Source organism: Bradyrhizobium sp. CCGB20 (assembly GCF_024199855.1).
GTDB lineage: Bacteria > Pseudomonadota > Alphaproteobacteria > Rhizobiales > Xanthobacteraceae > Bradyrhizobium.
Window position 1 is genome coordinate 8758434 of the sequence record NZ_JANADN010000001.1, and the last position, 11784, is coordinate 8770217.

Below are 11784 nucleotides of genomic sequence, written 5' to 3' on the forward strand. Positions count from 1 at the left end.
GGCAGCGCGACGCTCTTTCTTCACCTCGCCCCGCTTGCGGGGAGAGGTCGACGCGCTCGCAGAGCGCGGCGGGTGAGGGGGTACAGGTCTCGCGACGATCTCACGTGCCGAGAGAAGCCCCTCACCCCGCCCTCTCCCCGCAAGAGCGGGGCGAGGGAGACGAGAGAGCGCTACCACATCGTCGCCGCTGCGCGCTCCGGCCAGATGCGGTCGTACTCTGCGCCGCCGACCTTGTTCTCGCTCATCTCGGCGAGGATCTGGCCGGGTGTCGGCAAGGTCTTCGGATCGATCCGCTTGTCGGGATTCCAGAGGTCGGAGCGCACGATGGCGCGGGCGCACTGGAAATAGATTTCGTCGACCGTCATCACCATGACGCTGCGCGGCGCCTTGCCCTCGACCTTGAACGAAGCCAGCAACTCGGGATCGACGGAGAGATGGGCACGGCCGTTGGCCCGCACCGCGTTGCCTGAACCGGGGATCAGGAACATCAGCGACACCCTGGGATCGCGCACGATGTTGCGCAAGGAATCGACCCGGTTGTTGCCGCGCCGATCCGGCAGCATCAGCGTCCTGGGATCGTGGATGCGGACGAAGCCGGGGAGATCGCCGCGCGGCGAGCAGTCGATGCCCTCGGGCCCGATGGTGGCAAGCGCGGCGAACGGCGCCTTCTCGATGAATATCCTGTAGAGCGGCGTGACGTGGTCGGCGACTTTCACGGTCGAAGCGTCACCGACGGCGCCGTAGATGGCTTCCAGCTGTTCGACCGTTTCGATCACCGACATTCCGTTCTCCTTGTTGTGCCGGCAGCTACTCCTGCCAGCCTTCATTCCTGATCGCACGCGCGAGCTGGCGGCTGTGATACTCCGCGCTGCCGGCATTGAGGATGGTGACATCGGCATCGGCCGATACGTCGTCGACGCTGCGCGCGAGGCGATCGGCGATATTGCCGTCGCTGTGCCGGGCGCGAGCGGCAAGCCGCTGTGCCAGCACGTCCGGCGGCGCCGTGATCGCAACCACGATGACGTTGGCATAGGCCTGGCGCAGCGCGCCGATCACCGTGCGCGAGACATTGGCGACGACCGCGCGACCGGCCCGGATATCGTCGTTGATTTCGAGCGGCAGGGCATAGGAATGCCCGTGCGCCTCCCAATGCACGGCGAAATCGCCATGCTCGCGTCCGCGACGGAAGTCGTCCTGGCTCACCGCAATGTTGTCCTCGTCGGCGGAGGATGCGCGGGTGACGACGCGGCGCGGAAAGACGACATCGCGGTCGTCCGCACAGGCCGCCTGCGCGAGCCGCAAAAGCGTGTCCTTGCCGGCGCCGCTCGGACCGACCACGAGCACGAGCCGCCCGGGTCCGATCCCGCCTGCCGCGTCCTCGGCCATGGCGCCGATCTCGCTCATGCGACGCGGTGTCCTTCGCGCCAGACGCTGCGGACCACGGGAACGTCGCCTGCGACATGCACACGGATCAGATCGGCGCGCTTGCCGGTCGCGACCTCGCCGCGGTCGGTAAGGCCAACCGCCTCGGCGGGCGCCTTCGTCACGGTGCGAACCGCCGCAGGAAGACTGATCGCCGGCACATGCTCCGGCAATTGCAGCGCGGCCATCAGCAGGCTGGACGGAATGTAGTCCGACGACAGGATGTCGAGCAGACCCTCGCGGGCGAGATCGACCGCGGCGATATTGCCGGAGTGCGAGCCGCCGCGCACGACGTTCGGTGCGCCCATCAGGATGTCGATGCCGGCCTGGTGCAGACCGCGCGCGGCCTCCAGCGTGGTCGGGAATTCCGCCACCGAAACGCGATCGCGCACGGCATCCGCGACGTTCTCCTCGGTGGTGTCGTCGTGGCTCGCGAGCGGGATCTTGTACTCGTGCGCCAGCGCCACGATCTCGCGCATGTTGGCCGCAGCATAAAGCTTCTGATACTCGAAGCGCTTTGCGAACAGCTCGTCGAGCTCGGCATCGGTCTTGCCGCCGCCCTTGCCGCGATAGTAGTCGCGCAGCTTGACCTCGTCGCGGAACTGGCGCTGGCCGGGGGTGTGGTCCATCAGCGACATCAGCTTGACGTCCGGACGGTCGATCAGCTCCTTGGCTTCCTCGACCACGCTCGGCATCGGGATTTCGCAGCGCAGATGCAGGAAGTGGTCGGCGCGCAGCAGGCTGGCGTCGCGCGCGGTCGTGATCGCGGCGGCGAGCACGCCGGCACGGCCATCGACTTCCTCGGCGCCGTCCTCGCGCCAGACCCGGAGCGAGTCGAACACGGTGGTGATGCCCGAGGTCGCGAGCTGGCCGTCATAGGAGATCACGGCCGCGACCGGATTCCAGAACACCTTTGGGCGCGGCACGTAGTGCGCTTCGAGATGGTCGGTGTGGAGCTCGATCAGGCCGGGCATGATCAAATCGCCGCCGGCGTCTTCTGCACCGGCAGGCGCCCTGCCCTCGCCGATCTCGGCGATGCGTCCGTCGGCAAGAGCGAGCCAGCCCTGCTCGATCACCCGGTCAGCCAGCACGATCCTGGCGTTGGTGATCACGGATTCCTTCGGCTTGGCGTTCATTTCCCTCTTCCTTCAGGCGGCGGCGGCAAAACTGGTGACGTCAACGATACGGTCGGCAATCAGATGGCGGATTTCGTCGTCATGGACAATGGCGACCATGGCGACCCCCTGGCGTTTCTTCTCGGCGACCAGCTCGACCACGACGGCGCGATTGGCCGCATCGAGCGAGGCGGTCGGCTCGTCGAGCAGCAGGATCGGCAGCTCCGAGATGAAGCCGCGCGCGATGTTGACGCGCTGCTGCTCGCCGCCCGAGAAGGTCGCGGGCGGAAGCTGCCACAGGCGCTCGGGAATGTTGAGACGGTGCAGCAACGCGCCCGCGCGCGCCTGCGCATCAGTACGGGCCATGCCGTTGACGATCAAAGGCTCGGCGACGACATCGATGGTCGCAACCCGCGGCACCGCGCGCAGGAACTGACTGACATAGCCGATGGTGGAACGGCGGATGTTCAGCACCTGCCGCGGCTCGGCGGTGGCGAGATCGACCACTGCGCCGCGATGACGGATGCCGATGCGGCCGGAGTCGCAGCGGTAATTGCCGAAGATCATCTTCAGGATCGACGATTTGCCGGCGCCTGATGGCCCCGACAGCACGACGCATTCGCCGGGATTGACGTGGAACGTCACGCCGCTGACGACGGGCAATTCGATGCCGCCTTGCAGGTGCATCGTAAAGGTCTTCTTCGCGGCGGCGATGTCGATCATGGCGGTCATTGCAAAGCTCATTTGGGAAAGCTCATGGCGGCAGAATCGAGGAGACGAGGAGTTGGGTGTAGGGCTCGCGGGGATCGTCGAGCACCTGGTCGGTGAGACCGGTTTCGATGACGCGGCCGCCCTTCATCACCATCACGCGATGCGACAGGAGGCGTGCCACCGCGAGATCGTGGGTCACGATGATGACGGCGAGATGCAGCTCGGCGACGAGGCTGCGCACGAGGTCGAGCAGGCGCGCCTGCACGGAGACGTCAAGACCGCCGGTCGGCTCGTCCATGAACACCAGCCGCGGCTCGGTGACGAGATTGCGCGCGATCTGAAGACGCTGGCGCATGCCGCCGGAATAGGTGCGCGGCGCATCGTCGATGCGGGCGATGTCGATCTCGACGCGCGTCAGCCAGTCCGACGCGGTATCGCGGATGCGGCCGTAGTGATTCCAGCCCACCGCCATCAGCCGTTCGCCGACATTGGCGCCGGCCGAGACCGCCATGCGCAGGCCTTGCGCGGGATCCTGGTGCACATAGCCCCAATCGGTGCGGAACAGGAAGCGCCGCTCGGCTTCGCCCAAGGTCGTGAGATCGCGGGTGATGCCGTCGCGCATTCGATAGGAGACGTGGCCGGCGCTCGGCGCGAGCTGGCCCGACAGCATTTGCAAGAGCGTCGACTTGCCCGAACCGGATTCGCCGACGATCGCCAGCACCTCGCCGGGGTAGAGCGAGAACGACACGTCGCGGCACGCGGCAATGCGGCCGTAGGATTTGCTGAGGGACTCCGCGACCAGCAGCGGCTGGTCGTTTTCGAGCATGTCTTGATCAACCATGGGAACCCGACTTCTCCTTGTACGGCGCGGCGCTGAGGCTGCCGTGATGGCCGGCGGCCTGGCGGCCCTCGCAGTAATCGGTGTCGGAGCAGACGAACATCCGCCCGCCCTTGTCGTCGGTGACGATCTCGTCGAGATAGGAATTCTCGGCGGCGCACAGCGCGCAGGGCGCGTTGAAGCGATACGGCTCGAACGGGTGATCCTCGAAATCGAGCGACACCACCTGCGTATAAGGCGGGATCGCGTAGATGCGCTTCTCGCGGCCGGCGCCGAACAATTGCAGCGCGGGGCAATTGTCCATCTTGGGATTGTCGAATTTTGGCGTCGGCGACGGATCCATCACATAGCGCGCGTTCACCTTGACCGGATAGGCGTAGGCGGTCGCGATGTGACCGAAGCGGGCGATGTCCTCGTAGAGCTTGACATGCATCAGGCCGTATTCGGCGAGCGCATGCATGCGCCGCGTCTCGGTCTCGCGCGGCTCGAGGAAGCGCAGGGGCTCGGGGATCGGCACCTGATAGACCAGCACCTGGTTTTCGTGCAGCGACGTCTCGGGAATGCGGTGACGGGTCTGGATCACGGTTGCATCGATCGTCGACGTCGTCGTGGCGACGCCCGCGGTCTTGGCGAAGAACTTGCGGATCGAGATCGCGTTCGTGGTGTCGTCCGAACCCTGGTCGATGACTTTCAGCGTGTCTTGCGGACCAAGGATCGCAGCGGTCACCTGCACGCCGCCGGTGCCCCAGCCATAGGGCATCGGCATTTCACGGCTGGCGAACGGCACCTGATAGCCGGGAATCGCGATCGCTTTCAGGATCGCGCGGCGGATCATCCGCTTGGTCTGTTCGTCGAGATAGGCGAAATTGTAGGCGGGCGCGTTCATTCCGCGGCCTCCTTCATGGCATCGGGCGCATTGGCCTCGGCAAATTCCTGGCGCAGCTTGCGCAGCAGACCGAGCTCGGACTGGAAGTCGACATAATGCGGCAGCTTCAGATGCTCGACGAAGCCGGTCGCCTGGACGTTGTCCGAATGCGACATCATGAATTCTTCATCTTGCGCCGGGGCGACGGCCTCTTCGCCGAACTCGCGGGCGCGCAGCGCGCGGTCCACCAGCGCCATCGACATGGTCTTGCGCTCGCTCTGGCCGAAGGCGAGGCCATAGCCGCGGGTGAAGCACGGCGCCTCCGTCGCGGAGCCCTTGAACTGGTTGACCATCTGGCATTCTGTCAGCTCGATCGAGCCGAGCGGCACGGCGAAGCCGACGTCTTCCGCAGAGAATTCGACCTCGACCTCGCCGAAGCGGATCTCGCCGGCGAAGGGATGGTTGCGGCCATAGCCGCGCTGGGTGGAATAACCCATCGCCAGCAGGAAGCCCTCGTCGCCGCGCGCAAGATTTTGCAGGCGCAGATCACGGTCCGCCGGAAAGTTCAGCGGCTCGCGCGTGAGGTCGCCGACGCTGGCGCCGTCTTCCGCCTGCGGCGAGGATTCGATCAGTCCGTCGCGGCCGAGAATGTCGGTCACGCGCGGCGTGGCCGCGGTCGAGGCCTCGGCGGTTGCCGGCGCTTCCGGCACAAAGCCTTCAGCGAGGGTCGGATCGAGCAGGCGATGCGTATAGTCGAAGGTCGGCCCGAGGATCTGCCCGCCGGGAATGTCCTTGAAGGTCGACGACACCCGCCGCTGCACCCGCATGGCGCCGGTGTCGACCGGCTCGCTCGCGCCGAAGCGCGGCAGCGTGGCGCGGAAGGCGCGGACCAGGAAGATCGCCTCAATCAGATCGCCGCGCGCCTGCTTGATGGCGAGCGCAGCGAGCTCGCGATCATAGAGCGAGCCTTCGCTCATGACACGGTCCACGGCGAGGCCAAGCTGTTCCGAGATCTGGTCGAGCGTGACTTCCGGAACGCTTTTGTCGCCGCGCCGCGCATTGGCGAGCAGGCGATGGGCGTTGTCGATGGCGCGCTCGCCGCCTTTGACTGCGACATACATGCGACTAGCTTCCCTTGTTCACGACACGCGTGGTGCGCGGGATCGCAACCACGGCGTCATCGGCGACCAGCACCACATCGATGCCGCGCGGAAACAATGCCTCGTTGAACCGCAGGCGCTCGAACAGGTCGAAAGGCTTGATCGACGCCTGAAGCGTCGCGACACCATCGATGCCGGGGCCGCGCAGCTCGAAACTGCGCCCTGCATCGAGGTGATCGACCTGGAGGATGACTGTGGTCGAGCGATCCGGATATTCGTTCGTGCCGAGCGCGAAGCGCTCGAGCACCGGCAGCGCCGTGCCGTCGCTGATCAGAGCGAAACTCGCGATCGACGAGTCCTGCACGACCGGCGCGCCGGTGTGGAACTTGAGCCATTTTGTCACGTCGGAGCTTTCCGACATGCGCGCATCGAGCCAGAGCGGTGTGTCATGGTCGAACAGCGTCAGCGCGATCGCGGCGGTGCCGCGCATCATCGGTCCGGGCGCCCCTGCCATCGGCACGATGCGCTGGACCGAGCCCGGCCGCGCCATCGCGTCCATGACCGAACGAAAGGTCGATTGCGCCGACAACACCTTGTCGGCGAACCCCGGCGGCAGTTCCGCAATCGTGGTCATGGCCTCACCCCTCACCGCGCACCATGGTGTAGAAATCAACCTTCGTCGCGGCGGTCTCGGCCGCCGCCCGCGCGCGCTCAAGCATAAGCTGCTCGCGCAACGGCGCGATAACGTCACGCTCCACCGCCTCGCCGAATTCACCGGACTGCACCAGCGCATCGCACAGCGCGATCAGCCGCGCCTTCTCGCCGTCGCGTCCCAGCGTGTAGCCGAAGCCGACCTCGCCGCTCGCGAGCCGGACCGCCGCGCGCGACACCGTCGCTTCGCCGAGATTGAACGGCGCGCCATCGCCGCCGACCCGGCCGCGCAGCATGACGAGGCCGTTTTCCGGCGCACGCAGCTCCTGATGTGCCGGCAGGACGAGAGCGCGGAGGCGAGCGGCGATCTCGCCCGCCTCCGCGTGCGCCAGCACGGCCATCGCGGCCTTGCGCTGGGCTTGCTGGTTGTTGTGCTGGGTCACCAAATCCACCGAGCTTTTGACAGAACTTGCCGAATCCAAGTTGTCTATGATAATAGACAACTTGATACGGAAGCGCCATGACTGTTTCGTGACAAACGTGTGATTTCTGAAGTAGGCTTCGCGGCAACATGAGCATGCAGGACACAGCCTCTTCGGGCGTCGCGCTGTGGCGCCTCGTTGCCGATGGCATCGAGCGCGGCATCGCCGACGGGCGCTTTGCGGCCGGCGACAAGCTGCCGGGCGAGATGGAAATCGCCGAAACCTATCGGGTGAACCGCCACACCGTGCGGCGCGCGCTCGCCGCGCTTGCCGAGCGCGGCATCGTGCGTGCCGAACGCGGCAGCGGAACCTATGTCGAGGCGCAGCGCCTCGCCTATCCGCTGCGCTCGCGCACCCGCTTTTCCGAGATCGTCGGCGCCGACGGCCGCGAGCCGCATGGCCGTTTGATCGAGGCGTCCGAAGACGTCGCGACCCGCGAGCTGGCGCGGGAACTGGGATTGAAGGCCGGCGCGCCGCTGGTCCGGATCGAGGCGATCCGGCTTGCCGACCGCACGCCGATCTGCGTCTCCACCACCTGGCTGTCGGCGGAATTGTTCCCGGGCGCGGGCAACGTGTTCGCCGCGACGCGTTCGATGACGAAACTGCTCGAGCACTACGGCGTCCGCGACTACAGCCGCGGCGCGACCCGGATCACCGCCGGCATCGTCGACGCGACCGACGCCGCGCGGCTGGATCTGCCGCTCGGACGGCCGATCCTGGTGGTCGACGCGACCGACCACGATCTCCAGGGCAAGCCGCTGGTGACGAAGCATTCGCGGTTTGCGGCGGAACGGGTGGAGTTCCTGGTGGAGTCGTAGGGGCGGCTCTCTCTCCGCGAATCCGGAATCGTAGGGTGGGCAAAGGCGCATTTGCGCCGTGCCCACGTCTTTCTCAATATCTCGATCGAAATGGTGGGCACGCTGCGCTTTGCCTACCCTACGGCAGCTGTGACTACGCCACAGCCCTTCGCCCGATGATCGCAAAACGCAGCTTGCCCGAGATGAAATCGATCGCGGCAACCGCGACCAGGATCATCAGGATCAGGAACGACACCTTCTGCCATTCCAGCACGCGGATCTGCTCGGCGAGCTGGAGCCCGATGCCGCCGGCGCCGACGATGCCGATGATGGTGGCCGAGCGGGTGTTGGATTCGATGAAATAGAGCACCTGGCCGGCGATGACGGGCAGGACCTGCGGCAGCAGGCCGAAGCGGATCTCGTGCAATGCGCTGCCGCCGGAGGCGCGGATGCCTTCGACCTGTTTCTGGTCCGCGCCCTCGATCGCCTCCGAGAACAGCTTGCCGAACGCGCCGAAATCCGACACGGCGATGGCGAGCACGCCGGCGAACGGGCCAAGCCCGACGACGTTGATCCACACCAGCGCCCAGATCAACGTGTCGACGCCGCGGATCGAATCCAGGAAACGTCGGACGGGGAAGCGCAGGATCTTCGACGGCACCACGTTGCGCGCGGCCAGCAGGCTGACCGGAAGCGCGAAGACGGCGGCCAGCGTCGTGCCGAGCAGCGCGATCGACAGCGTCTCGCCCAGCGCCTTCAGATAGATCGGCAACGAGGAGCCGGGATCTGGCGGGATCATCATCAGGCTGATCCAGCCGAGCTGGTTCAGCCCTGCGAAAAAGCGCGACGGCGAGAAGTCGAGATCGACGAGGCCGTAAACCAGGATCGCGAACGCCGCGACGATCATCGCCGGCATAGCGAGCCGCGCCGAGGCCGGCCGGTCGAACACATCGGGGTAGCGCGCGCGAATCCGCGCGGTGTCGATCTCCTGCGGCCCCGTCACGTCCGCGCCTCCTTGCCGAACAGGCGGCCGCGCAGCCAGCCCGTGGTGATGTCGATGATGAAGACGGTGAGGATGATGGTGAGCAGGATGGCGCTGACGTCGGAGTAATAGAACTTGCGGATGGCGACGACGAGCTCCTGGCCAATGCCGCCGGCGCCGACGAAACCCATGACGGAGGCTTCGCGGACGTTGATCTCGAAGCGCAGCAGCGCGTAGCTGGCATAGCCCGCGGTCACCTGCGGCACCACGGCAAAGCGCATGCAGGACAGCCAGCTCGCGCCGGTTGAGCGGATGCCCTCGACCGGCTTCATGTCGGCATTCTCGACGATCTCCGAGAACAACTTTCCGAGCGCGCCGGTGGAGTGGATCGCGATCGCGAGCACGCCGGCCATCGGCCCGAGCCCGAAAGCGATCACGAAGATCAGCGCGAAGACGATGCCCGGCACGGTGCGGGCAAATTCGAGCAGGCGACGCACCACGAAGCGCAGCCAGGGCGACGGCGACGTGTTCTCGGCCGCCAGGAAATTCAGGGCGAAGGCGAAGGTCGCGCCGATCAGCGTGCCCACATAGGAGATCAGCAGCGTCTCGCCCAGCATTTTCAGCCATTTGCGCCAGCCCCAGAGCCACTCGCCGACATCGGTCCAGACCCGCTGGCCGCTGTCGAGCGTGAGGATGCGGTCGAAATAGCTGATGAAGTTGCCGAAATAGGTGAACAGCGTGCGCAGATTCACTTCCGCGCCGATCGCGGCGAGAACCAGCGCTCCCGCGAAGATCACTGCTCCCAGCAGAAGGCGGAGCCGCCTGCGCGCGACCGCCTGGTTGTAGGCGGCGTTCAGCGCGGCCAATTGCTGCTCGGGGAGGATCGAAACCGCGACGGTCATAGGGTCAGGGAGAGTGGATGGTCAAAAGAGAAAGAGCCGGGTCCATCGACCCGGCTCCAGTGGCGTCGTCCCGAAAGCTCAGGACGCCTTCTTTTTGCGCAGCGCATCGACGAACTTGATCAGCTCGATCGTGCCATCCCAGTCCTTGGTGGTGGCGTGATTAAAACCCTTCTTCTGGCCGTCCTGGAGCCGATCGAACGCCGCCTTGTCCTTCGCCGGCGCGTCGAAGAAGGCCTTGGCGATGGCCGCCTTGGCGTCGTCCGGCAGATCCGAGTTGTAGGCGTAGGGGCCGTTGATGATCGGCGCCGACTTGTGGATGATGCGGAAGTCGCCCTTCTTCATCGCCGAGCCGTCGGCATTCTTCAGCATGCCCTTGGTCAGCATCTGCGCCAGCGTCGAATCGTCGTCGGTGGTCCACTGGTTGGCCGCGACGTCGACCGTGCCCTGCGCCAGCGCCAGCATCGCGTTCTCGTGGCTGCCGGTGAAGACGACCTTGCTGAAATAGGTGTCGGCATCCGGGATGCCCATCTTGTCGAGCTCGAAGCGCGGCACGTTGTTGCCCGACGTCGAGTTCGGATCGACGAGGCCGAGGTTCTTGCCCTTGAGGTCGTCGATCTTCTTGTAGGCACTGCTCGCCTTGACGAAGAACACCGAATAATAGCCGGTCGAGCCGTCGGCGTTGATGTCGTTGGCGAAAGCGTCGGTCTTGACGCCGGTCAGGCGGGCGCGGGCGAACGAAGCCGAGCCGTAGCTGGCGATATGGATGTTGCCGGCGCGCTGGCCTTCGATGACAGCGGCGTAGTCGTTGGCGATGCGCAGCGTGACCTTCACGCCCAGTTCCTTGGAGAGATAGCTCATGAACGGCGCCCAGCGCTCGGTGACGCCGGAGGCGTTCTCGGCCGGGACGACCGCAAAGGTCAGCTCGGGATATTTGGCTTTCCAGTCCTCGGCGGACGCCGACGATGCGAAAGCGAGCGCGGCGGCGCCGGCAAGGATTAATCTGCGAGTGATCATGATACCCTCTTCATAGGTTGGGGTCGGTTGACGCAAAACTGGCAATAAACGTTCGACTCAGGCCGCCGCGGCGGTTCCGAGCGCCGGAACGCCCTCGGGCGCCGGGACAGGCATGCCGCCCATGACGTCGGCGGCTTCAAGATCGTAGAGCTCGCGTGCAACATGGTCGGTGAGTTCGGACGGCACGCCGTCGAACACCACGCGGCCGGCGGCCATACCGATCAGGCGGTCGCAATAGGTGCGGGCGAGATCGAGCGAATGCAGGTTGCAGAGCACGGTGATGCCGAAGTGCTTGTTGATGCGCAGCAACGCATCCATGACGATCTTGGTGTTGCGCGGATCGAGCGAGGCGATCGGCTCGTCGGCGAGGATGATGTCGGGCTGTTGCACCAGCGCGCGCGCGATCGCAACACGCTGTTGCTGGCCGCCGGAGAGCTGGTCAGCGCGCTGGGCAGCGAGCGAGGCGATGTCGAACTGCTCGAGCGCCGACATCGCCAGCGCCTTGTCCTGCTCGGGCCAGGTCTGCGTCAGCGAGCGCCAGGCCGGCATGGTCGCGAGCCGTCCCATCAGCACATTGGTAAGAACATCGAGCCGGCCGACCAGATTGAACTGCTGGAAGATCATGGCCGAACGCGCCCGCCACTGCCGCAGCTCCTTGCCGCGCAACGCAGTGACATCGAGACCGTCGAACAGGATTCGGCCCTGCGTCGGCGTCGCGAGGCGGTTGATCATGCGCAGCATGGTCGACTTGCCGGCGCCGGAGCGCCCGATCACACCGACGAAGCCGCCGGGGGAGATTTGAAACGAAGCGTCGTCCACCGCGGCCTTTGCGCCGAAGCGACACGTCAGACCTTCAACCACCAGCATGCAGGGCTCCAGAGTAGCTGGGACCCACCGCTAACGCC

At 65.9% G+C, this 11784-nt stretch carries 14 protein-coding genes; 1 reads left to right on the top strand and 13 read right to left on the bottom strand.

Translation table 11 applies throughout. The features are described 5' to 3' along the window. Nucleotides 1–170 precede the first annotated feature (170 nt). From NLM15_RS41310 to phnG, 9 genes are read right to left on the bottom strand one after another with little or no spacing between them, the layout of a single operon-like run. Nucleotides 171–782: a pyridoxamine 5'-phosphate oxidase family protein gene (locus NLM15_RS41310; protein WP_254123730.1), complete on the bottom strand. Its 612-nt coding sequence runs from the start codon at nt 780–782 to the stop codon at nt 171–173. A gap of 25 nt (nt 783–807) precedes the next feature. After that, nucleotides 808–1404, bottom strand: a complete 597-nt coding sequence (gene phnN / locus NLM15_RS41315) for a phosphonate metabolism protein/1,5-bisphosphokinase (PRPP-forming) PhnN (protein ID WP_254123731.1) — start codon at nt 1402–1404, stop codon at nt 808–810. Continuing rightward, nucleotides 1401–2558 carry an alpha-D-ribose 1-methylphosphonate 5-triphosphate diphosphatase gene (locus NLM15_RS41320; RefSeq protein ID WP_254123732.1) on the bottom strand — a complete coding sequence of 386 codons (1158 nt, stop codon included), beginning with the start codon at nt 2556–2558 and terminating at the stop codon, nt 1401–1403. The genes phnN and NLM15_RS41320 overlap by 4 nt, the downstream gene beginning before the upstream one ends. 12 nt (nt 2559–2570) lie before the next feature. Then, nucleotides 2571–3269, bottom strand: a complete 699-nt coding sequence (phnL, locus tag NLM15_RS41325) for a phosphonate C-P lyase system protein PhnL (protein WP_254123733.1) — start codon at nt 3267–3269, stop codon at nt 2571–2573. Nucleotides 3270–3291: 22 nt separating this feature from the next. After that, on the bottom strand, nt 3292–4089 hold the full coding sequence (gene phnK, locus NLM15_RS41330) for a phosphonate C-P lyase system protein PhnK (RefSeq protein ID WP_254123734.1): 798 nt from the start codon (nt 4087–4089) through the stop codon (nt 3292–3294). Next, a complete protein-coding gene (locus tag NLM15_RS41335; protein ID WP_254123735.1) occupies nt 4082–4972 on the bottom strand; it encodes an alpha-D-ribose 1-methylphosphonate 5-phosphate C-P-lyase PhnJ in 891 nt (296 codons plus the stop codon). Before NLM15_RS41335 ends, phnK begins: the two co-directional genes overlap by 8 nt. Beyond that, the gene (locus tag NLM15_RS41340; protein WP_254123736.1) at nt 4969–6072 is read right to left on the bottom strand and encodes a carbon-phosphorus lyase complex subunit PhnI; all 1104 of its coding nucleotides are present in this window, start codon (nt 6070–6072) and stop codon (nt 4969–4971) included. Before NLM15_RS41340 ends, NLM15_RS41335 begins: the two co-directional genes overlap by 4 nt. Before the next feature lie 4 nt (nt 6073–6076). Beyond that, nucleotides 6077–6685 (bottom strand): phosphonate C-P lyase system protein PhnH, encoded by a 609-nt coding sequence (phnH, locus tag NLM15_RS41345; RefSeq protein ID WP_254123737.1) that lies wholly within the window; start codon nt 6683–6685, stop codon nt 6077–6079. Nucleotides 6686–6689: 4 nt separating this feature from the next. Further along, the gene (phnG, locus tag NLM15_RS41350; RefSeq protein WP_254123738.1) at nt 6690–7154 is read right to left on the bottom strand and encodes a phosphonate C-P lyase system protein PhnG; all 465 of its coding nucleotides are present in this window, start codon (nt 7152–7154) and stop codon (nt 6690–6692) included. A 119-nt stretch (nt 7155–7273) separates the two neighbouring features. Between phnG and phnF the strand changes: the two genes are divergently transcribed. Next, a complete protein-coding gene (gene phnF, locus NLM15_RS41355; RefSeq protein ID WP_254123739.1) occupies nt 7274–8002 on the top strand; it encodes a phosphonate metabolism transcriptional regulator PhnF in 729 nt (242 codons plus the stop codon). 133 nt (nt 8003–8135) lie between these two features. Here the strand turns inward: phnF and phnE (NLM15_RS41360) are convergent, their stop codons facing one another. The 4 genes from phnE (NLM15_RS41360) to phnC all read right to left on the bottom strand — a co-directional run bounded on the left by phnE (NLM15_RS41360) (nt 8136) and on the right by phnC (nt 11746). Continuing rightward, on the bottom strand, nt 8136–8984 hold the full coding sequence (gene phnE / locus NLM15_RS41360; protein WP_254123740.1) for a phosphonate ABC transporter, permease protein PhnE: 849 nt from the start codon (nt 8982–8984) through the stop codon (nt 8136–8138). Further along, nucleotides 8981–9865, bottom strand: coding sequence for a phosphonate ABC transporter, permease protein PhnE (gene phnE, locus NLM15_RS41365; protein ID WP_254123741.1), 885 nt, complete (start codon nt 9863–9865; stop codon nt 8981–8983). The genes phnE (NLM15_RS41360) and phnE (NLM15_RS41365) overlap by 4 nt, the downstream gene beginning before the upstream one ends. A gap of 78 nt (nt 9866–9943) precedes the next feature. After that, complete coding sequence (phnD, locus tag NLM15_RS41370) at nt 9944–10879, bottom strand: phosphonate ABC transporter substrate-binding protein (RefSeq protein WP_254123742.1); 936 nt, start codon at nt 10877–10879, stop codon at nt 9944–9946. 57 nt (nt 10880–10936) lie between these two features. Continuing rightward, nucleotides 10937–11746: a phosphonate ABC transporter ATP-binding protein gene (phnC, locus tag NLM15_RS41375; RefSeq protein ID WP_254123743.1), complete on the bottom strand. Its 810-nt coding sequence runs from the start codon at nt 11744–11746 to the stop codon at nt 10937–10939. Nucleotides 11747–11784: the final 38 nt, after the last annotated feature.